The following is a 20,601-nucleotide window of genomic DNA, read 5'->3' on the forward strand; positions in this document are numbered from 1 at the left end:
AATGCTGGATCGGGATGCGGCCCTGGGTGCGCTGCAGATCGCGCAAAAGGGCGGAGCGGATTTTGCCGAAGTATTTATGGAGGATACGGAGAGCACGGCGCTGAGCATGGTCGGCGGTAAGATGGAAAACGCGCAGACCGGCCGTATATTCGGCGCGGGCGTGCGGGTGATGCGGGGCGTTACAGCGGCCTATGCCTATACCAATGACGTGAGCCGCTTAGGGCTTGCCCGGGCGGCGCAGCAGGCGGCCGCGGCACTGGACGCTCAGGCGGGAAGCCCTGAGGAGATTGCCTTTCAGGTGGAGGGCGATGGCCGGGCGATTTGGGCGCAGCAGCTGCCCGGAAAGGTGCCGGGGGCGGAAAAGGCCGCACTCGTGCGGGAAGCGGACCGGGCGGCGCGGGATATTTCGCCCGAGATCGTGCAGGTATCCTGCGGCTATAGCGATGTGGATCAGCGGATCTGGGTGTGCAATACCGCAGGGCTGTTTGCCCAGGACCGGCGTGTGCGGGTGCGCCTGGCGGTGCAGGCGGTGGCCTCTGACGAGCAGCAGAACCAGACGGGGTTTGAAGGGCCGGGGGCAGCTATGGGCTTTGAGGCGTTTCGCACGCGGATCGATCCGGCTTTGGCGGCGCAAACGGCGGCGCGCACAGCCGTTACCATGCTGCACGCAAGGGAGTGCCCGGCGGGCCGCTTCCCCGTTGCGATCGATTCCGGCTTTGGCGGGGTGATCTTTCACGAGGCTTGCGGCCACTCTTTAGAGGCCACCAGCGTGGCCAAGGGCGCGTCCGTATTCTGCGGCATGCGGGGTAAACCCATCGCCGCGCCCTGCGTTACCGCCATTGACGACGGCACCCTGCCGGGAGAGTGGGGCTCGGCAGCTATGGACGACGAGGGCAACCCGACCCGGCGGGTGGTGCTGATCGAAAACGGCATCCTTAAAAATTATCTGGTGGACCGGCTGGGCGGCCGGCGCATGGGTATGGAGCCCACAGGCTGCGGACGGCGCCAATCCTACCGGTTCACGCCTACCTCGCGCATGTCCAATACTTTTATCGCCCCGGGGGAGAGCACAGATGAGGAGATCATCGCCTCGATCGACAAAGGCTTGTACGCCAGAAAGATGGGCGGCGGCTCGGTCAACCCGGTGACGGGGGACTTCAACTTCGCCGTGCAGGAGGGGTACTGGGTCAAAAACGGCAGGATACAGGATGCCGTGCGGGGCGCCACCCTGATCGGCAAAGGCGCGGAGGTGCTGATGAAGATCGATAAAGTGGGCGGCGTGCTGGCTCTGGGCCAGGGCATGTGCGGCTCGCTGTCGGGCAGCGTGCCCACCAATGTGGGCCAGCCGATGATCCGGGTATCGTCCATCACTGTGGGCGGCAGATAGGAGGGGTTGAAGATGACGTTTGACGCTTTTAAAGATCGGGTCTTTCAGCAGGCCAAGGCGGCGGGGCTGGAAGAATTTGAGCTATATTACACCGATGGGGAAAAATTTGCGGTAACCGTGTTTGAAGGGGAGGTGGAATCCACCGATATCTCCAAAACCGCCGGGGTGGGTTTCCGCGCCAAATGGCAGGGAAGTATGGGCACCAGCTTTACAGAGGCGCTGGATGAGCGCGCCGCCGGAGAACTGGTGACCCACGCGATGGAGAGCGCACAGCTCAAACACGCGGACGGAGAGGAGTCCTTCCAGCCGGGCGGGGCGGCCTATGCCCATTGGCCAGAGCAGGGGCAAGGGCTGCAGGCGATCACTGCTAGCCAGAAGATCGAGCTGGCCCAAAGCCTTGAGCGCAGGGCTAAGGCGCTGGACGAACGGGTGCAAAGCGTGCAGCATTGCAAGGTGCAGACCGGCCGCGGCAGCGTGCGCCTGGTCAACTCCCTGGGGCTGGATGTACAATTTACCTCGGGGATGGCGATGGCCATGCTCGAGCCCGTAGCAGCCCAGGGGCAGGAACGCAAAAGCGGATTTGCCTACCGGGGCGCGGATCAGTGGGCGCAGCTGGATGCGGACGGCCTGGCGCGCGAAGCGGTAGAAGACGCGGTAGACGCGCTGGGAGCGGGGCCGCTGCGCACCGGCCGGTATGAAGTGATCTTTAAACCACAGGTCATGTGCGACTTTCTGGCGACCTTTGCGGGCTGCTTTAGTGCGGATGCGGCGCAAAAGGGCCTCTCGCTTCTGGCGGGAAAGGAGGGGGAAACGGTGGCTTCCCCTGCGGTCAGCCTGATCGATAACCCGCTGATGCCGCAGGTGCTGGGTGCGGCCCCCTTTGACGACGAGGGCGTGCCGGGCAGGGAAAAGCTGGTGATACGCGAAGGCGTGCTGCAGACCCTGCTGCATAACCGAAGGACGGCGGCCAAGGCCGGGATCGAAAGCACGGGTAACGCCAGCCGGGCGGGCTATGCCGGGCGGATCGGCGTGGCCCCTACGATATTTTATCTGGCCCCCGGCCCGGTGCATACGGAGGCGGCGCTGGCGGCCCAGAAAAAAGCCTTCTACGTTACGGCGCTGGAGGGCCTGCATGCCGGGGCCAACGCGGTCAGCGGGGATTTTTCCCTCTCCGCCCGGGGCTTTTTGCTTGAAAACGGCCAGCGGGCCCAGCCGGTGGAGCAGGTGACCCTCTCGGGTAACTTTTACCAGGTGCTAAGGGAGATCGTCAAGGTGGGGGACGACCTGTATTTTGACCTGCCGGGGGGCAGTTGTTTTGGCAGCCCGACGGTATGGCTGGGCGAACTGAATGTGGCAGGCAAATGATTAAAAATGATAAATAAAAATATTTGAACAAATACTTGACGGATTTTGATCGCAGTGCTAAGATGAAGATGACAAAAGGGAAAGGAAATAAGAATAAGAAGCGGATGGTGTGTAAGAATCCGCAAATTCTTGAAAGGGGGCGATTCCGTTGTACGAAGATCAGCAGTGGCAGCGTTTAGCTGGACGGAATCGTATTCCGGCCTGCTAAACGCAAAGCGAGCGTGAGCCCGGGCGGCCTTAAAAAAGCTAGGGCGGGCAGCTCACAAAAGCGGGATAGGTAAACGCGGCTATCCTGCGGGCGGGAGGATTTGCAACCGCTTATAATAGGCCCAAAAGGTAAAACCCAGGATGGCTTATATACCGGCAGCGTTAAAAAGAGTAAACAGACGGCCGTTAGGCTGGCGCCCCGGCAAGAGGGGCGAAGGAGAAAGGTAAGAGCCGGTCATATCGTAAGAAAGGGCTGAGGGTAAAGCCTTAAAGGCTCCGCGAGAAACATCACAGGGAAAAGTGATGACAATCGCATACATCCAAAGTAGAGGCGGCTTAGACGCTTTGAAAGCAGTAGAAGCGTAACAAGAGTCTTTGAATTGGAGGAAACAGTAAAAGTACAAAGCGCGGGGAGAGACGAATAAAGTCTCTCCCCCTTTTATTTTGGCGGCAGGGGGGATAGAATAAACGTAAGATGATGGACTGGAGGAAAACGCAACATGGCTAAACGCGTGTTTCTAATCGTTTTAGATAGTTTGGGGATCGGCGCACTGCCGGACGCGGCGGAGTTTGGAGACACGGGGAGCAATACCCTGCGCGCAGTTGCCGGCGCACAGGGATTTTCGGCGCCCAACCTGCGGCAATTAGGGCTTTTTAATATTGAGGGCGCCCCGGAAGGGTTGAGCGCGCCTCAGCCCAGCGGAAATTTTGCCCGGATGGCCGAACGCTCCCGCGGCAAGGATACCACCACCGGGCATTGGGAGATCACCGGGGTGATCTCCCCCAAAGCCATGCCGACCTTCCCCCAGGGTTTTCCGCAGGAGGTGATCCGCGCATTTGAGCAGCGGACCGGCCGGGGCGTGCTGTGCAACCGCCCTTACTCCGGCACGCAAGTCATTGCCGACTATGGACAGGAGCATTTGGATACCGGCAAGCTGATCGTCTACACTTCGGCCGACAGCGTATTTCAGATCGCCGCGCACGAGAGCCTGGTTCCCCCGGAGGAGCTATACCGCTATTGCCGTATGGCCCGGGAGATTCTGCAGGGGCCTTACGCGGTGGGCCGCGTGATCGCCCGTCCCTTTACCGGACAGGCGCCGCACTTTACCCGTACGCCCCGCCGCCACGATTTTTCGCTGCTGCCGCCTAAAGATACCCTGTTGGATTTGCTGTGCGCCGCCGGGCGGGAGGTGATCGCCGTGGGCAAGATCAAGGACATATTTGGCGGGCGCGGGGTGACGCGCGCGCTGCCCACTGCCGGGAATGCCGAGGGGATCGTCCGTACCTTGGAGCTGACGCGGGCGCCGTTTTACGGCCTTTGCTTTGTCAACCTGGTGGACTTTGACATGCTTTATGGACACCGGAACGATGTGCAGGGCTACGCCAGGGCACTGGAGGCTTTTGACCAGGCGCTGCCCGCCATCATGGAAGGAATGGGGCAGGAGGATATCCTGATGATCACGGCGGACCATGGCTGCGACCCTTCGACGCCATCTACCGACCATTCCCGCGAATACACGCCGCTTTTGGCCTGGGGGCCGGCGCTCAAGGGCGGCGTGGACCTGGGCACGCGCGCCAGCTTTGCGGATATTGCCCAGACCGTGTTGCAGGCCCTGAACGTTAAGGGAGATAGCCTTGCGGGTACGTCGTTTTTGGATGAGATGAAGCGTTAAGCCGGTTTGCCTTGCGCAGAGGCGGCCGCCTCTGGTAAACTTGATATTAGCAAGCTAAATATTTATTGGGGGGATAGAGATGGAAAGGATCGCACGGCGCTGGAAATCGCTCAGCCAGGAGGAGGTGCGGCGCATCAGAAATGCCTCTTCGGTGGAGCAGTACGCCACAGGTGGCCTGGCAGGCGGACAGTACATGCCGGCGTATACCGGCGCGCTGACGGGGAAAGCGGTAACGTTGAACTTTGAGGGACGGGAGGCCTTGCACTATAAGTTTGAGGATGCGCACGCTTTGGCCTGGCAAGATGGCGCGGGCGGGGAGGGGCGCGAGTTTTATCAAGCCCATGTAGGAGCGCAAAACGTCTACTTTGTACACCACGCGGTGGAAGGGACGCTAGAAGGGCGCACGCTGGTGCTGGATTTTGACACGGGGCTGGTCACGCTGTGCGCGGCGAAGATTGGCAATGGATATGAGGCCCGGGAGGTCGGCCATACCTTCTATTTTGGACGAATCGCGGGGGTGGGCGATGGCAAAGCGCCCTTGCACGGCTTTACCCACGATCTGGTAGGCAAGGCCATCCGCTGGACGTATCGGGAAAATGAGATGATGGTCAAACACGTTTACCTGACGCCGCAGTACTATGCCTATACCATGATCGGCGGGTTGAACGGGTGGACCAGCGCCACCCCGGCGGATTATGTAAAGATCCGCGAGAACCTCTATATCTTTACCTGGCTGGAGGAGCGCCAGGCGGGGATTGAGGGCATCTGCCTGATCGACCTTGAGGCCATGCACGATGTGGGCGGCTTTTTCGGCATCAACAGCGGCGATGCTTTTGAGTGCTATACCTTTGGCGCAAAGGGAGAGTGGAGCACGCCGCATACGGATTTTGAGGATTAATTAAAAGTTTATCATAAAGCAAATGCCCGGATCTTAGCATCCGGGCATTTGGTTTTTTGTGGCGCTATTGCGCCTCATTCAGCGTAAACAGCCAGGAGCAGGCGCAGGTATCGTCGCAGGAGTCCGGATAGCAGCTGACGCACTGGCAGGTGATCCGCTCGTCGATCGTGCGGGCGAACCCTGCATATTCGATCAGCCCGACCGGCTTGCAGGGATGCAGCGCCATATTTTTGCGGGTGCGGGCGCTTTGTACCCGGCATTCCAGCGTGCGATAAAGCAGGGTATTGCCCTGGATACGGATCTCATCCTGATTGATGTTGGCGTAAAAGCGTAAGGAAAGCGCGCGGGCCAGCCCCTCCAGTCCCGCGCGTTCGGGCAGGTTTAAAAACTGCTTGATCCGTCGCGCCTCGATAACCGTAAATCGCTCCCAAGCCTGCGCGTCGTGGACCATCGCCTCGTCCATGCCATATTTTTGCTCGATGGACTGGAACCAAACGCCGTCCATGGCCAGCCAGTTTTTGGAATAGAGCGTGATCAGGGAGATCAGCTCTTCCTTGGTCATTGCCTGCAAAGTTTCATTTTCTCGCATATTGGGGATACTCCTCGTCATTATTTATCGTAATTTGTGCTTCAGCGCTATTATAGCACATGTTGCGTCCCGCTTTTCCGGATATAAAAGCGGATTTGACCTGGAAGAGCCCATATGCTATGATAATACGTAACCAGTTACTATATGGGGAATGACGATGAAACAGGAAAACGAAAAGAAGTTCATCTTTGGCAGCTTGTTCGTGCTGGCCAACCGTCTGCAGCTGGCGGGCGATCAATTCGACCCCCAGGTGACGATGAAGCAGTGGTTTTTGGTGGCGATGGCCTCGCAGTTCCGTGAGCCGCCCACCTTAAGCGCGCTGGCGGAGCTGATGGGCTGCACCCGGCAGAATGTTAAAAAGTTGGCGGTGCTGTTGGAGAAAAAGGGGTTTTTGGAGCTGCGCCGGGATGGACGCGACGCCCGAGCCCTGCGCGTGGTGATGACACCGCACTGCTACACTTACTTTAAGGGGCGGGAGGCGGCGGAGGACGAACTGCTGGAAACGCTGTATGCGGGCATGAGCCAGGAGGAGATCGCTGCGCTGCACCAAGGGATGAAGCATCTGACGGAGAATCTCGAAAAGATAGAAGCGCGAATGGAGGAGGGCTTTAAAGCGTGAAGACGTGCATTATTTATACGACCCGGCATGGCGCGGCCGCATATTGCGCCCGGCAGATCGCCCAGCAGCTATCCGGGGAGGTGCAGTTGCTGGATTTGGGCGAAGGGACGCCTGCCGCTTTGCCGGAGGCGGATCGGTACATCCTGGGCGGCTCTATTTACATGGGGATGGCGCAAAAGGCGCTCAAGGCGTTTTGCGGGAAATTTGCCGATGGGCTGCTCCAAAAGCCGCTGGGTCTCTACCTTTCCTGCATGGGGGTAGAAGAGGAGATGGTGCGCAAACAGCTGCTGGACGCCTTTGGCACGCAGCTGCTGGATCATGCGCGGATCGCCGCGAATTTAGGCGGCGCGTTCGATTTTGACAAGCTGGGGCGGATGGAGCGCTTTATCGTCAAGCAGGTGGATAAGGCCATGCGCAAACAGGGCAAAGAGGGGCTGGGGCCCTTAAAGGGCCAGGTCAGCGCGATCGCGCCTGAAGCGATCGCCGATTTTTGCGTAAAAATGGAAGGGTGAAGCGGCCTGGGGACCCTTTACAAAATTTCGGCAAGGCGCTATAATAGATTGACCATAAGGTAAACGCGGCGATGGAGACCGGCGTTTATCCTTCGTGCCAAGCGAGCCGGGGAGGGTGCGAGCCCGGCCACAGAGGGGTAGATGCGACATCACTCCGGAGCGGCCGGAGCCAACGCGCTTTTTGCGCAAGTAGTTCCGGACGGGGGCCTCCCGTGACAGAGGCGCCCGTATTGCGGTTTTGGCAATGCGGTTTTGAGGTGGGCGCTTTACAGGCGCCAAATTGGGTGGTACCGCGAATCAGTTTTCGTCCCATAGGGGATGGAAGCTGTTTTTTTATGGGTCAAATGGATCATGATGAGGATTTTAGGATAGGAGGAAGCGCGAAGCGATGTTGAAAAAAGTTTCGACAGACCTGAACTTTAATGCCCGCGAAGGCGAAGTGCTGGACTTTTGGAAGAAGAACGATATCTTCAAAAAGAGCATGAAGCTGCACGAGGGCGCACAGACCTTTACCTTTTACGATGGGCCGCCTACGGCCAACGGCCGCCCGCATATCGGCCATATCATCACCCGGGTGATGAAGGATATCGTGCTGCGGTATAAGACCATGAAGGGGTACGATGTGCTGCGCAAGGCGGGCTGGGATACCCATGGCCTGCCGGTGGAGCTGGAAGTGGAAAAGCTGCTGGGCCTGGACGGCAAGCCGCAGATCGAGCAGTATGGCGTAGAGCCCTTTATTGAGGAGTGCAAAAAGAGCGTTTGGAAATATAAGTCCGAGTGGGAAAAGATGAGCGACCGGGTGGGCTACTGGGCCGATATGGAGGACCCGTACGTCACCTACGATAACAACTATATCGAGTCGGAGTGGTGGTCGCTCAAGACCCTGTGGGACAAGGGGCTGCTCTATAAGGGCCACCGGGTGGTGCCCTACTGCCCCCGCTGCGGCACGGCGCTTTCCAGCCACGAGGTGGCCCAGGGCTATAAGGATGTGAAAGAGACCTCCGTCTTTGTCAAATTCAAGGTGGAAGGCGAGGAGAATACCTATATCCTGGCCTGGACGACCACGCCCTGGACGCTGCCCAGCAACGTGGCGCTGTGCGTCAACCCCCACGAGACCTATGTGAAAGTCAGCTTTGAGGGCGAGTTCCTCATCATGGCCCAGGCGCTGGTGCCCTCTGTGCTGGGGGATGGAGCCCAGGTGGTGGAAGTCTACGCCAAGGGCGAGGATCTCAAGGGCCTGCGCTATCAGCCGCTGTTCCCCTACGCCAAAGTGAAGGAGGGCTCCGCCTGGTTTGTGGTAGCGGACGACTACGTCACCTTGAGCGATGGCACGGGCGTGGTGCATACCGCCCCCGCCTTTGGTGAGGACGACGCCCGCGTGGGCCGGGATAATAACCTGCCCTTTGTACAGATGGTAGACGCACAGGGCAAGTTTGTGGAAGGCTGCGACGAGCTGACCGGGATGTTCGTCAAGGATGCGGACCCGGTCATCATCGAAAGGCTAAAGAGCGAGGGCAAGCTGTTCCGCGCCCTGGAGTTTGAGCACAGCTATCCCTTCTGCTGGCGGTGCGATACGCCGCTGCTGTACTACGCGCGCTCCAGCTGGTTTGTTAAGATGACGGCGGTGCGCGACCGGTTGATGGAGATCAACCGCTCGGTCAACTGGATGCCGGAGAACATCAAAGAGGGCCGGATGGGGAACTTCCTGGAGAATGTGATCGACTGGGGCCTTTCCCGCGAGCGGTATTGGGGCACGCCGCTGCCCATCTGGGAGTGCGAGTGCGGCCATACCACGGCCATTGGCTCCATCGCGGAACTGCGGGAAAAGGCCGTGGAGGACGTACCCGAGGATATCGAGCTGCACAAGCCCTATATCGACCGGGTGCACATCCGCTGCGAAAAGTGCGGCAAGCCCATGACCCGCGTGCCCGAGGTGATCGACTGCTGGTACGATTCGGGCTCTATGCCCTTTGCCCAGTGGCACTATCCCTTTGAAAACCAGGATAAATTTAAGGTGCGCTACCCTGCGGACTATATCACCGAGGCGGTGGACCAGACCCGCGGCTGGTTCTACGTGCTGCTGGCCATCTCCACGGCGGTGTTTGACCACGAGGTGTTTAAAAACTGCATCGTGCTGGGCCACGTTAACGATAAAGACGGGCTCAAGATGTCCAAGCACAAGGGCAACGTGGTGGACCCCTGGACGGTGCTGGACAAACAGGGCGCCGACGCGGTGCGCTGGTACTTCTTTACTAACAGCGCCCCCTGGCTGCCCAGCCGCTTTTATGAGGAAGCGGTCAGTGAGGCGCAGCGCCGCTTTATGGGCACGCTGTGGAATACCTACGCCTTCTTCGCCCTGTACGCGGGGATCGACCAGTTCGACCCCACTGGATTAAAACTTGCGGATTGCAAGCTGAATGTGATGGATCGCTGGATCCTCTCGCGCCTTTCCAGCCTGATTACGGCTGTGGATAAGGGGCTGGAGGGGTACCATATCACCGAGACCGCCCGCATGCTTGAGGGCTTTGTGGACGACCTTTCCAACTGGTATGTCCGCCGCTGCCGCGAGCGCTTCTGGGGCAAGGGCATGACGGAGGATAAGCAGGCCGCGTTTATGACGCTGTACACCGTGCTGGTGGAGTTTAGCAAGCTGGCCGCGCCCTATGTGCCTTTTATGGCCGAGAGCATGTACCAGAACCTGGTGCGCTCCTTTGATGAGCACGCGCCCGAGAGCGTGCACCTGTGCGCCTTCCCCGAGGCCGTCTGCCCGGTGGACGCGCATTTGGAGCAGCAGATGCAGGAGGTGATGGAGCTGGTGGCGCTGGGCCGCTCGGCCCGTAACACCGCCGCCCTCAAGAACCGCCAGCCGCTATCGGCTATGTACGTGATGGCGCCCCAGAAGCTGGATGCAGAGTACGCGGCGCTGATGGCCGATGAGCTGAACGTGAAAAAGGTAGCGTTTGTATCCGACGCGCGGGAATTTACCACCTACACCTTTAAGCCGCAGCTGCGCACCGTGGGCCCCAAATACGGCAAGCTGGTGGGCGCCATCGGCAAGGCGCTGGGGCAGGTAGATGGCAATGTTGCGATGGAGGAATTGAACGCAGGTAAGGCGCTGGAGTTGGAAGTGAACGGGCAGAATGTATCCCTGGCGAAAGAGGATCTGCTGATCGCCACCGCCAACAAGCCCGGGTATGTGGCCCAGACCCAGGGGGATATCACTGTGGCGCTGGATACCAACCTGACGGAGGATCTCATTGAGGAGGGCCTGGTGCGCGAGATGATCTCCAAGGCGCAGACCCAGCGGCGAGAGGCCGGCTTTGAGGTGACCGACCACATCGCCCTGGATATCGCGGGCGATGAGAAGATCGACGCGGTGCTGGCCAAGTTTGGCGATCAGCTCGCAGCCGATGTACTGTGCGACGCGCTGCAGCAGGGCAAATCTCAGGGCGGCGTGACGCGGGAATGGAACATTAACGGCATCCCCGTGAAGATGACGGCAAAGGTGCTGTAAATAGCAGTGACAAGGCAAAACCCCCTGCGCGATTTTGGGCAGGGGGTTTTGCCGTCGTATGGGCTTCATTGCATCAGCCTTTCGCGCAGTGCCATGACCTCTTGCATCAGCAGCGTGCCCAGTGCAAAACCGCGGGCGTATATATCGGCTGTTTCCAAATGGTCTGCAAGCGTAAGCAGGTCCTCTAAAGATTGAACACGTTTATAATCGTCCGAAGACATTTTTTCGCTGAAGTAATGCTCTTCGTTTTCGATCTTCTTAAGTAGGGCTTTGTGCTCATCGGTTTTGGGCAAGGCCGATTGCCAGGGAGTGATTTCGCCAGCATATAAAGCTTCTAGCAATGATTTCATACGAATTCCTTCTTTTAAGATTGGGTTTGGGGTGGAACTCCCATAAGCGCATCTTACCGCAAAATGAAGGTTTCCCGGCGATATTGAACAAACTGTTCTAAACGGCGCGAAAAAGCCTGCTCCGCGCCCTTTGCGCCCGGGATGGACTCTGCTATAATAATGAAAATAGATTGATATTCGAGCGGGGCGTGCGCGGGGGCGAGGCCCATCTCGTAAAGGAAAGGAACGCATATAAAATGCTGTTGGCAACCAATTGGCAGGATTATCAGGTGCTGGATACCGGGGATGGAGAGAAGCTGGAGCGTTGGGGCAGGTATGTGCTGCGCCGGCCGGATCCCCAGGTGATTTGGCCCAAGACGCTTGCGATAAAAGAATGGGAAAAGGCAGATGCCTTTTATACCCGCAGCGCCACCGGCGGCGGGCAGTGGACCTACCGCAACCGCCTGCCTGAAAGCTGGCAGGTGGGCTATGGGGCGCTCAGTTTCCGGGTCAAGACCATGGGCTTTAAACACACCGGCCTTTTCCCCGAGCAGGCCGTAAACTGGGATTGGATGGCTAAAAAGGTGGCCGGCGCGGGCCGCCCGGTGCGGGTGCTGAACCTGTTCGGCTATACCGGCGGGGCTACGGTGGCGCTGGCGGCGGCCGGGGCCCAGGTGGTGCACGTGGACGCGGCCAAAAATATGGTGGCCGCCGGTAAGGAGAACCTGCAGCTTTCCGGCCTGGGGGATAGGCCTGTGCGCTGGATCGTGGACGACTGCCTCAAGTTTGTGCAGCGCGAGCAGCGCCGGGGCCGCCAGTATGAGGGGATATTGATGGACCCGCCCTCCTACGGCCGGGGGCCGGGGGGCGAGGTGTGGAAGCTGGAAAACGAGGTCTACGGACTGATTGGCGAATGCGTTAAGGTGCTCTCGGATGCGCCGGTCTTTTTCCTCATCAATTCTTACACCACCGGCCTTCAGTCCATGGTGCTGTACGATCTGATGCAGCGCGCCATCGTGCCCAAGTTCGGCGGCCGGGTAAGTGCCGATGAGATCGGCTTGCCTATCAAGGACCAGAAAATGCTGCTGCCCTGCGGCACCACAGGCCGCTGGGAGGCCGACCGATGAGCCGGGTGGTCTATGAGGATAACCACCTGCTGGTGGTGGATAAATCCCCCAACGTGCCAGTGCAGGCGGATGCCAGCGGCGACAGCGACCTGCTAAGCGAGATGAAGGCGTATATCAAGGCGCGCTATCAAAAGCCGGGGGCGGTCTACCTGGGGCTGGTGCACCGGCTGGACCGGCCGGTGGGGGGCTTAATCGTCTTTGCGCGTACCTCTAAGGCGGCCGCGCGGCTGAGCGACCAGGTGCGCCGCCGCGCGCTGGGCCGGGTCTATTGGGCCGTGGTGCGGGGCCAAATGGCCCCGGAGGGGACGCTGGAAGACTACCTGCTTAAAAATACGGCTGAAAACCGGGTTTCGGTGGTGGCGGGCGATACGCCGGGCGCGAAACATGCGCGGCTGCGCTACCGCGTTCTGGCTGCGCGGGATGGGCTTAGCCTGGTCGCTATCCGCCTTGAGACCGGCCGTTCCCATCAGATACGGGTGCAGTTCGCCCATGCCGGGCATCCGCTTTGGGGCGATCAGCGCTATGGCCGGCCCTACAGCAAGCCCGGGGAGCAGATCGCGCTTTGGGCGCGGGAGCTGCATCTGGAGCATCCCACAAAAAAAGAGCCCATGGCGTTTGAAAGCCCGGCCCCCCAGAGCGAACCCTGGCGCCTGTTTGAGCGGGAGATCGCCGCCATACCGGCCGGCGGGGCGGGCGCGGGCCTGGGCGGGGAGACCGAAAAAACCATATAAAAAGGGCACGCATAAAAATATTTTTATAATATCGGCCAGCGCTGCGCAAACTAGCTTCACTTAAATAGCAATAAGGAGTGGAAAGTGATGCGCAGACAAAAAGCACGGCGCGGGAAACTGGCGCCGTTTATCATTGTATCGGCTGTGGCGGTAGGCGCCGCGCCGCTGGCCATCGGCCAGCTGAAAAGGACCAGTTACCGTCTCTCCCGCTATCACCAGCTGATGGTGGAGCAGGAGGCCGGGGATATGGTCTATATCCTCTTTAAGGGCAGCGACCAGGCGCTGGGCGATATCGGCGTGCTGCCGCTGGACCGGCTGGAGGGCGAATTGAAGCTCCGGGGTCTGGAGGGCGCTGTGGAGGCGCAGGAGGTGCGGGATGCGTTGTGCCTGCGCGAGGGGGATAAGCTGGGCTTTTACCCATTGGCCAAGATTGAGGAGGGCTACCGCATCGCCAGCGATGGGAAGACCTTCCCGCTGGGGCTGGTAGCCGGAGTGCTGACAGTGCTGGCCAACGAGGGGCGGCCAGTGGGCGAGATCTATGAAAAGGACGAGCTGCAGATCATGACCTTTGAGGGGCGGGCCCTCATCAGCCTGGAACTGCCCATGGCGCCGGAAGCGCGGCCTCAAAGCCGTCCGCTACTAGACGCGGCAGGGCAGCTGGGGCAAAAACTCAAGGATGAGTTTGCGCCGGTGATGGAATTGCCGCCCCGCACGCTTTGGTTATGGCAGGGGACGATGATAGCGGCCACCGCCGCCGTAGTCGGCCTGGGCATGGCGCTGATGAAGCGGCGCTGAAGGATAAAAAGAGGGCCGGGGCAGTTAGTAGCCCCGGCCTTTCCCTATCCTTTTTATTAGATATTATAACGGGTTTTGACGATCACATCGGTAAAGAAATATTCCTCCTTGGGCTTTTTGCCGGTAAACAGGTATTGGAACAGCGTCATCACCGGCTGGTAGCCCTGCTCAAAGGAGTTTTGATCCAGCAGAAAGTCCAAAGCGCCCTCGCGCAGGTTCTCGCGGTTTTCCGGCGTGTTATCATAGCACACAACCTTTACCTGGCGGGCCAGGCGCAGCTCCCGCAGGGCCTGGCATACGCCGGATTGCCCGTTGGAGGCGATAAAGATGCCCGCAAGGTCCGGATGCTGCGCTACCGCATCCAGCACCGCCTGGCGGGCTACGGCGTCGTCATCCTGGGTCAGCGCCAGGTCCAAAAAACGGATGTCCGGTGCGATACGCCCCAGCTCCTCCATAAAATAGGCGGCGCGCCGGCTGTGGCTGAGGTTGGAAAGGTGCCCGGTCATCACCAGCACTTTGCCCCGGCCGCCCAGCAACACCTGCATTAGCCCCGCGGCGGTATGGCTGGAGCGCCGGTCGTCCTGGCCGATAAAGCACAGCCGCTTGGTGCCGCTGATATCCGCGTTAAAGGTCACCACCGGTATGCCCTGGGCGATCAACTCGTTGAGCCTGCGGCGCAAAAGGTTATCGTCCACCGGGAGCAGGGCCAGGCCCTTGATGCCCGCTTCCACCAGCTCGTCCACCATTTCGATCTGCCGCTGAGCGTCCATGGTATCAATCTCGCGCAGCAGTACCTCGGCGCCCAGGTTGCCTACCTCTTCGGCCGCCTTTTGCGTCCCCTTTATCAGCATGCGGATAAACGAGGTCTGGGCGGATTGTACGATGACGCCGATCTTAATGGGCTTTTTGGTCAGCGCCAGCGCCCGGCCGATGCGGTTGGGCTCATACCCCTGCTCTTTGGCGATGCGGCGGATGCGTTCCGCCACCTCGGGCTTGACGCGGCCGCGGTTATACAGCGCCCGGTCTACCGTGCCGCGGGAAACGCCGGCCAGCCTTGCAATTTCTTTAACGGTTACCGCCATAAGCAGAAATGTACTCCTTTGATCCTGTCAGATATTATTTACAGTATTATATACATACTTTTATCTTATTTGCAATCAACGTCAGGTAAACAAAAGCTGCCGGTCTCGCACTTCAGGTAGCCGGTAAGGGCTCCCGGGGCCAGGCGCAGCTGTACGCCCCGCGCGCCGCCGCTTACGGATATGGCCGGATGGTCAGGTAAACAAAAGCTGCCGGTCTCGCACTTCAGGTAGCCGGTAAGGGCTCCCGGGGCCAGGCGCAGCTGTACGCCCCGCGCGCCGCCGCTTACGGATATGGCCGGATGGGTAAGCGCGCTGCTGTCCAAATAGGTGGGATAATTCTTTTTCATTCCCACGGGGGAACAGCCGCCGCGGATATATCCTGTGAGGTTTTGAATCTCGCGCATGTGCACCATCTCAACCTTTTTGTCGCCGCAGGCGGCGGCCAGCGCCTTGAGGTCCACGGTCTGCGCCACCGGGATGATGCACACCAGGATGCCGGTACGCTATCCGCGCAGCACCAATGTTTTAAAGACGGTATCGGGGTCCAACCCCATCTTCTGCGCAGCGGTTACGCCGCTCAAATCGCTTTCATCCACCGGATAGGTCAGCACCTCAAAAGGGACCTTTGCCGCTTCCAGCAGGCGGATCGCATTGGTTTTCACTTTTTTTGTGGCCATAGCTTCTGCACTCCTTGCCATGAGATCGAAATAGGGCCGGCGCATTAAACGCCGGCCCTATTTTAGCATATTTTGTTTTGCGGCACAAATCAGTCGTCAAACTGATAAACGCCCGCTTTAGTGCCGCCGGCAAAGGGCCGCGGCCGCTCAAGCGTAGAGGGTACCTCGTAATACTGGCCGCTGCGGGCGGAATCCACCATACCGTCCAGCACGTCCAGCACGTGATAGGGCAGATCCATATGCGCGCGGGGCTTGCGGCCGTTCTGGATGGCCTTGGCCAGATCCGCCACGGCGATACCGCGGCTGTCCTCCGAGAAGGGGAACATCAGCGGAATCTCATAGGTGGGGTTGTTCCAGGCGCCCTCGCGCAGCAGGCCGATGGGGCCGTGGTACATATTCGGGTCGCCGCAATAGAGCACGCCCTCGGTGCCGATGATCTCCACCTGCGGGATCTCGCCCTGAGGGCCTACGCTGGTCACCAGGAAGTTGCCCACTACGCCGCTTTCAAACTCCAAAGTGGCCGAGATGGTCTGGGGCGCCTGGGGTTTGACCGTGTGGCCATAGCGTGGGTTATCCGGGTTTTTATAGGTAAACTGATCTTTGGTGATGGAGAAGTTGCCGGCCACGCGCTTGACGGGGCCCAGCAGGTTGACCAGCGCCGTCATATAATAGCCGCCCATATCGTGCAGGATGCCGGCCCCCGCCGCCATGGAATACTCCCGATCGGTAGAATCCATGTACTCCGGGAAGAAGGGGAAGCCGCGCACGCAGATGGCGCGGGCCGCGATGGGCTTGCCGATGGTGCCGTTATCCACCAGCTTGCGGGCGGTTTGCAGCCCTGCGCCAAGGAAGGTATCCGGCGCGCCGGTGACGTACAGCCCCTTGCGCTTGGCCAGGTCGTACACCTTTTTGGCCAGGTCGCGGTTCAGGCTCATGCATTTTTCGGTATAGACGTGTTTGCCGGCTTCCAGGGCCTGGACGGTCACCGGATAATGGGCGCGCATATACGTCAGGTTCAGTACGATCTCGATCTCGGGGTCGTTAAAGATCTCCTCATTGGTCAGCACCTTGATGCCGTACTCCTGGGCGCGCTTTTCGGCCTTTTCCGGGATCAGGTCCGAGCAGCCCACAAGCTCCACTACGTCGTGAAAAGTTTGGGTAAGGTTCTGCATGTAGATACCGCTAATCATGCCCGAACCGATGATGGCAGCCTTTACTCGTTTCAATGGAAACGCCCTCCTTCATATCGCTTATTGATTTTATTATAACATACGCATCCCGAAAGAGCAGCATTTTTGATCAGGCTTTTCCAAATTATGGAGGGAACTTTATAAACAGGCTTAAATTTTGCCCGCAGTTGCGGTATACTGATAATAAGCGCGCAGAGCGCGATTCATTTCTGCAACCTACATACAATTAAAAAGGGGGGACTGGGGCATGATCTATCGCAATTTTCCCAAGACCAATACGCCGGTAAGCGTGGTTTCGCTGGGAGCGGAGCACCTGCTGCAGGTGGACAGGGCCACCTGTATCGACGTGGTGAGCGCCGCCATCGACCATGAGATGAACTATATCGACCTGTTTATGAGCGAGGACTATGTGCGCGATAACATCGGCGCCGCGCTGAAGGGCCGCCGCGATAAGGTGATGATCGCCGGGCACCTGGGCAACACGCAAAAGGAGGGGCAGGCCTTCCGCACGCGGGAACTGGGGCTGTGCGAGCAGTACTTTGACGAGCTTTTGACGCGGCTGGATACCGACTATATCGACATCCTGATGCTGCACAACATCGACGAACTGGAGGATGCGAAAACCTGCCTGGACCCGGATGGCTTTTTGGGCCTGGCACAGAAATACCTCAAGGCGGGCAAGGCGCGGATGCTGGGCTTTTCCAGCCATTCGCCCAAAGTAGCGGCCTACCTGGCCAATACGGGGATCTTTGATGCGACCCTGTTTAGCATCAATCCGCTGTTTGACCTGATGCCCGAAGAGGCGACGCTGGAGGAGATGTTTGACGAGGGGCGCCAGCAGGAAACGGCGCAACACGCCACCGCCGCCGCATCGGCGCGCACGGCCTTTTACCGCCAGTGTGAGGCGCAGGATATCGGCATCGTGGTCATGAAAGCCTATGCGGCCGGGGCCATGTTCAAACAGGGTTGGACGCCGGAACAGTGCATCGCCTACGCGCTCTCCCGGCCGGGTGTGGTTTCGGTAGCCGCGGGCTGCCGCTCGGTAGCGGAGGTGGAGGCCGCCGCGGCCTATGTGAATGCCACAGAGGCCCAGCGGGACTATACCCTTTTGATGCAAAGCGCCCACTGGAACGCCGAAGGACTTTGCATGTACTGTAACCACTGCCTGCCCTGCGCGGCGCAGCTGGATATCGCGGCCATCACCCGGCTGCTGCACCGCTTCCAGGAGGGGGATAAGACCGCGCAGGAGGCTTACCGCGCCCTGGCGCACAACGGCGGGGAGTGCCTGGCCTGCGGCGGATGCGCCACCCGTTGTCCCTTTAACGTGGATGCGCCGGGGAACATGCGTTTGGCCCATGCGTTGATGGGTTGAGGATAAACAAACCGCCGGCTAGGGCGGTTGTGATCAAAAAAGGGGGAGCAATTTTATTATGGAAAAGAGAACCTATTGCGCGGACCTGGGCGATGGCACTTACCGCAACCCGATCCTGCACGGCGATTATCCGGACCCGGCCGTGCTCAAGGATGGGGAGGACTATTACCTTGTCAACTGCTACCAGCCCATGGTTTGGCACTCCATGGACCTGCTGCATTGGGAGCCGCTATATGAGCTGCCCTATTCGGTGGGCGGTGCGGCGGATATCTGCAAGTACGGCGATACTTATTATATCTATAATATCGATCCTTTCCGCAGGGATGAGGCGGATTACAAGGCCTCCAGCGTAATGGTGCTGACCACGCAGGATATCAAGAGCGGCCACTGGGACGGCCCCTTTTACGTGGGACCGGCCTTTAATATCCTGGGCGGGCACGAGCTGATCGACCCGGGGCATGTGGCGGATTTTGAAGGGCGGCGCTGGCTGTACATGTCTGAAAACGTGTGCTTCCCCTTGACGCAGGATGGGCTGCACTTTGCCGGCCCGGGCAAGCGCGTGCTGGAAGATGAGGTGTTCCCCGACGACTGGGAGATCCAGGGCGTGTATACCGAGGGGCCGCGCTTTACCCTGAAGGACGGTTGGATCTATCTGACCATCGCCGCCGGCGGCACCATGGGCCCGCCCACCAGCCATGGGGTATTCTCCTACCGCTCCAAGCATGCGGACGGCCCTTGGGAGCCCTCGCCCTACAATCCTATTATCCGCACGCACTCGCGGCACGAGCGGTGGATCAGCAAGGGCCACGGCACCTTGGTGGAGGCGCCGGATGGCAGTTGGTATATGATGTATCACGCCTTCCTCAACAACCGCTTCAATCAGGGCCGCATGATGCTGATGGAGCCGGTGGAGTGGACGCAGGATGGCTGGTACCGCATCCCCGAGTGGAGCGGGGCGGATAAGGTATTGCCCGCGCCCAAGGGCGGCAAGGCCGTGCCCCACGGCTATCCCACCCACGTGCAGTTTCCCAGCGAGGATCTGCCCTGCCAGTGGTATTATACCGGGCGCGTGAAAGAGCGTATCCGGGCGGTGGAGGACGGCATCGTGATGCAGGGCAGCGGCACCTCCCTGCACGATTCGGACGGGGTGTTGGCCTATAACGCCTTATATGAGAACTTCGAGGTGATCACCCGCGTAACGGTGGGCAACGGCGCGGGCTGCGGCATCTCCATGTATTACAGCCCCTCGCACGCGGTAGGGTTTGCCCTGAAGGATGGGTTCACCTGGGTGTTCAACTGCGGCCACGCCAATTTACAGCGGCATTTCAGCGGCGTGGAATATCTGTGGGATCAGGCATATTTGAAGTTGACCGTCCGCCATCAGGTGGTCAGCCTGTGGATCAGCCCGGATGGGGAGCAGTGGACCAAGCTGCCGCCCTCCTTTAACATCGCCCATCTTTCGCATATGGCGTATATCCCCCGGGGCGAGATCCACGGCATGGGCATGTACCCGGCACTGTTCACTTACGGCACCGGCGAGGCCACCTTCCATGAATTCACCATCCGGGAGCTGAAGCTGGAGGATTAGGAATATACGCTTAAGGCTGAGGCTGTACCGCATAAGGAGGAACAAGCATTGAAAAACGTTTTGCTTAAAAACGGCGTGAGCATTCCCGCTATCGGCTTTGGCACCTGGACGCTGCAGGGCGAGCGCGGGTATCGCGCCTTTCGCCAGGCGATCGAGTGCGGATTCCGCCACTTTGATACCGCAGAGAGCTATGATACCGAAATCGAACTAGGGCGCGCCATTCGCGATAGCGGCGTCGCACGCGAGGAGTTTTTTATCACCAGCAAGCTGCCCGGCGAGTTCAAGGCCTATGAGATCGCCAAAGCTACGCTGGAGCAAAGCCTGGAGCGGCTGGGGATGGACTATCTGGATCTGTACATCATCCACGCGCCCTGGCCTTGGGAGGAGCAGGACAGCCCGGATTGGGCGGATGGAAACCTTGCCGCCTGGCGCGCGATGAGCGAGGGGTACAAGGCCCAGAAGGTGCGGGCGATCGGCCTGTCCAACTTCTCCTACGCGGATATTGAGCGCATATGGGACCGCTGTGAGATCAAGCCCATGCTCAACCAGATCAGGCTGCATATCGGCCATGTGGCGGCCTCCACGGTGCGCTACTGCAAAGAGCATGGCATCGCCGTTTCGGCATGGAGCCCGCTGGGCGGCGCGCCGCTGCGCGGCAAGGTAGCCCTGCCTGAGTGGGTGACCGTTAAAACCTACGCCAAAAAATATGGCGTAACGCCCCAGCAGCTGTGCCTGCGCTTTGCCATGCAGTATGGAGATATCGTCATCGGCCGCACGGGCAACGAGAAGCACATGCTGGCCAATCTGGCGATCGAGAACTTCACCATTTCCGATGCGGATATGCTGGCGCTCTCCCAGATCGACCCGTACTGGCAGGGCGGCGAGAAAAGCCTGTTTGCCTGAGGGGGATCAAGCCTGGGGCCAGGCAGCGGTTAAATTTGCATTT

The 20,601-nt window shown here is 59.5% G+C and carries 17 protein-coding genes and 1 pseudogene; 13 read left to right on the forward strand and 5 right to left on the reverse strand.

Annotation, left to right across the window (positions count from 1 at the left end; all coding sequences use genetic code 11):
- The first annotated feature begins 1 nt into the window (after nt 1).
- The 4 genes from H8699_RS08470 (at nt 2) to H8699_RS08485 (ending at nt 5,530) form a co-directional block, all read left to right on the forward strand.
- A complete protein-coding gene (locus H8699_RS08470) occupies nt 2-1,387 on the forward strand; it encodes a TldD/PmbA family protein (protein ID WP_249285303.1) in 1,386 nt (461 codons plus the stop codon).
- A gap of 12 nt (nt 1,388-1,399) precedes the next feature.
- Nucleotides 1,400-2,752 carry a TldD/PmbA family protein gene (locus H8699_RS08475; protein WP_249285304.1) on the forward strand — a complete coding sequence of 451 codons (1,353 nt, stop codon included), beginning with the start codon at nt 1,400-1,402 and terminating at the stop codon, nt 2,750-2,752.
- 707 nt (nt 2,753-3,459) lie between these two features.
- Nucleotides 3,460-4,632, forward strand: a complete 1,173-nt coding sequence (locus tag H8699_RS08480) for a phosphopentomutase (RefSeq protein ID WP_249285305.1) — start codon at nt 3,460-3,462, stop codon at nt 4,630-4,632.
- A gap of 79 nt (nt 4,633-4,711) precedes the next feature.
- Entirely contained in the window at nt 4,712-5,530 is an 819-nt protein-coding gene (locus tag H8699_RS08485) for a MoaF C-terminal domain-containing protein (RefSeq protein ID WP_249285306.1), read from the forward strand.
- Nucleotides 5,531-5,594: 64 nt separating this feature from the next.
- Here the strand turns inward: H8699_RS08485 and H8699_RS08490 are convergent, their stop codons facing one another.
- Nucleotides 5,595-6,119, reverse strand: a complete 525-nt coding sequence (locus tag H8699_RS08490; protein WP_249285307.1) for a DUF6125 family protein — start codon at nt 6,117-6,119, stop codon at nt 5,595-5,597.
- Nucleotides 6,120-6,276: 157 nt separating this feature from the next.
- On the opposite strand from H8699_RS08490, the gene H8699_RS08495 reads away from it, so the two are divergent.
- From H8699_RS08495 to ileS, 3 genes are all read left to right on the forward strand, one after another.
- Complete coding sequence (locus H8699_RS08495) at nt 6,277-6,738, forward strand: MarR family winged helix-turn-helix transcriptional regulator (protein ID WP_249285308.1); 462 nt, start codon at nt 6,277-6,279, stop codon at nt 6,736-6,738.
- The gene (locus H8699_RS08500; RefSeq protein WP_249285309.1) at nt 6,735-7,250 is read left to right on the forward strand and encodes a flavodoxin domain-containing protein; all 516 of its coding nucleotides are present in this window, start codon (nt 6,735-6,737) and stop codon (nt 7,248-7,250) included. The genes H8699_RS08495 and H8699_RS08500 overlap by 4 nt, the downstream gene beginning before the upstream one ends.
- Before the next feature lie 388 nt (nt 7,251-7,638).
- Nucleotides 7,639-10,764, forward strand: a complete 3,126-nt coding sequence (gene ileS, locus H8699_RS08505; protein ID WP_249285310.1) for an isoleucine--tRNA ligase — start codon at nt 7,639-7,641, stop codon at nt 10,762-10,764.
- A gap of 65 nt (nt 10,765-10,829) precedes the next feature.
- Here ileS and H8699_RS08510 read toward each other — a convergent pair whose 3' ends face one another.
- Complete coding sequence (locus tag H8699_RS08510; protein ID WP_249285311.1) at nt 10,830-11,114, reverse strand: DUF6809 family protein; 285 nt, start codon at nt 11,112-11,114, stop codon at nt 10,830-10,832.
- Nucleotides 11,115-11,350: 236 nt separating this feature from the next.
- On the opposite strand from H8699_RS08510, the gene H8699_RS08515 reads away from it, so the two are divergent.
- The 3 genes from H8699_RS08515 to H8699_RS08525 all read left to right on the forward strand — a co-directional run bounded on the left by H8699_RS08515 (nt 11,351) and on the right by H8699_RS08525 (nt 13,746).
- Nucleotides 11,351-12,220: a class I SAM-dependent methyltransferase gene (locus H8699_RS08515; protein WP_249285312.1), complete on the forward strand. Its 870-nt coding sequence runs from the start codon at nt 11,351-11,353 to the stop codon at nt 12,218-12,220.
- Nucleotides 12,217-12,951: an RluA family pseudouridine synthase gene (locus H8699_RS08520; RefSeq protein WP_249285313.1), complete on the forward strand. Its 735-nt coding sequence runs from the start codon at nt 12,217-12,219 to the stop codon at nt 12,949-12,951. Before H8699_RS08515 ends, H8699_RS08520 begins: the two co-directional genes overlap by 4 nt.
- 87 nt (nt 12,952-13,038) lie before the next feature.
- A complete protein-coding gene (locus H8699_RS08525; RefSeq protein ID WP_249285314.1) occupies nt 13,039-13,746 on the forward strand; it encodes a hypothetical protein in 708 nt (235 codons plus the stop codon).
- 56 nt (nt 13,747-13,802) lie between these two features.
- Here the strand turns inward: H8699_RS08525 and H8699_RS08530 are convergent, their stop codons facing one another.
- The 3 genes and pseudogenes from H8699_RS08530 to H8699_RS08540 form a co-directional block, all read right to left on the reverse strand.
- The gene (locus H8699_RS08530; protein WP_249285315.1) at nt 13,803-14,828 is read right to left on the reverse strand and encodes a LacI family DNA-binding transcriptional regulator; all 1,026 of its coding nucleotides are present in this window, start codon (nt 14,826-14,828) and stop codon (nt 13,803-13,805) included.
- A 221-nt stretch (nt 14,829-15,049) separates the two neighbouring features.
- Nucleotides 15,050-15,505: pseudogene (gene ybaK, locus H8699_RS12610) on the reverse strand (Cys-tRNA(Pro) deacylase); the annotation flags it as partial.
- An 89-nt stretch (nt 15,506-15,594) separates the two neighbouring features.
- The gene (locus H8699_RS08540; RefSeq protein WP_249285316.1) at nt 15,595-16,731 is read right to left on the reverse strand and encodes a Gfo/Idh/MocA family protein; all 1,137 of its coding nucleotides are present in this window, start codon (nt 16,729-16,731) and stop codon (nt 15,595-15,597) included.
- 211 nt (nt 16,732-16,942) lie between these two features.
- Between H8699_RS08540 and H8699_RS08545 the strand changes: the two genes are divergently transcribed.
- Genes H8699_RS08545 through H8699_RS08555 form a run of 3 tightly spaced genes read left to right on the forward strand, consistent with a single transcriptional unit; the run spans nt 16,943 to nt 20,558 of the window.
- Complete coding sequence (locus tag H8699_RS08545; RefSeq protein WP_249285317.1) at nt 16,943-18,067, forward strand: aldo/keto reductase; 1,125 nt, start codon at nt 16,943-16,945, stop codon at nt 18,065-18,067.
- A gap of 58 nt (nt 18,068-18,125) precedes the next feature.
- Nucleotides 18,126-19,655 (forward strand): family 43 glycosylhydrolase, encoded by a 1,530-nt coding sequence (locus H8699_RS08550; RefSeq protein ID WP_249285318.1) that lies wholly within the window; start codon nt 18,126-18,128, stop codon nt 19,653-19,655.
- 48 nt (nt 19,656-19,703) lie between these two features.
- Entirely contained in the window at nt 19,704-20,558 is an 855-nt protein-coding gene (locus tag H8699_RS08555) for an aldo/keto reductase family protein (protein ID WP_249285319.1), read from the forward strand.
- The last annotated feature ends 43 nt before the right edge of the window (nt 20,559-20,601 follow it).

It is taken from the genome of Luoshenia tenuis (genome assembly GCF_014384745.1).
In the GTDB taxonomy this organism is placed as follows: Bacteria; Bacillota; Clostridia; order Christensenellales.

Excerpts from the sequence above, each read along its gene's own strand:
- H8699_RS08470 (WP_249285303.1), top strand. The coding sequence starts at position 2 with ATGCTGGATCGGGATGCGGCCCTGGGTGCGCTGCAGATCGCGCAAAAG.
- H8699_RS08475 (WP_249285304.1), top strand. The coding sequence starts at position 1,400 with ATGACGTTTGACGCTTTTAAAGATCGGGTCTTTCAGCAGGCCAAGGCG.
- H8699_RS08480 (WP_249285305.1), top strand. The coding sequence starts at position 3,460 with ATGGCTAAACGCGTGTTTCTAATCGTTTTAGATAGTTTGGGGATCGGC.
- H8699_RS08485 (WP_249285306.1), top strand. The coding sequence starts at position 4,712 with ATGGAAAGGATCGCACGGCGCTGGAAATCGCTCAGCCAGGAGGAGGTG.
- H8699_RS08490 (WP_249285307.1), bottom strand. The coding sequence starts at position 6,119 with ATGCGAGAAAATGAAACTTTGCAGGCAATGACCAAGGAAGAGCTGATC.
- H8699_RS08495 (WP_249285308.1), top strand. The coding sequence starts at position 6,277 with ATGAAACAGGAAAACGAAAAGAAGTTCATCTTTGGCAGCTTGTTCGTG.
- ileS (WP_249285310.1), top strand. The coding sequence starts at position 7,639 with ATGTTGAAAAAAGTTTCGACAGACCTGAACTTTAATGCCCGCGAAGGC.
- H8699_RS08510 (WP_249285311.1), bottom strand. The coding sequence starts at position 11,114 with ATGAAATCATTGCTAGAAGCTTTATATGCTGGCGAAATCACTCCCTGG.
- H8699_RS08515 (WP_249285312.1), top strand. The coding sequence starts at position 11,351 with ATGCTGTTGGCAACCAATTGGCAGGATTATCAGGTGCTGGATACCGGG.
- H8699_RS08520 (WP_249285313.1), top strand. The coding sequence starts at position 12,217 with ATGAGCCGGGTGGTCTATGAGGATAACCACCTGCTGGTGGTGGATAAA.
- H8699_RS08525 (WP_249285314.1), top strand. The coding sequence starts at position 13,039 with ATGCGCAGACAAAAAGCACGGCGCGGGAAACTGGCGCCGTTTATCATT.
- H8699_RS08530 (WP_249285315.1), bottom strand. The coding sequence starts at position 14,828 with ATGGCGGTAACCGTTAAAGAAATTGCAAGGCTGGCCGGCGTTTCCCGC.
- H8699_RS08545 (WP_249285317.1), top strand. The coding sequence starts at position 16,943 with ATGATCTATCGCAATTTTCCCAAGACCAATACGCCGGTAAGCGTGGTT.
- H8699_RS08550 (WP_249285318.1), top strand. The coding sequence starts at position 18,126 with ATGGAAAAGAGAACCTATTGCGCGGACCTGGGCGATGGCACTTACCGC.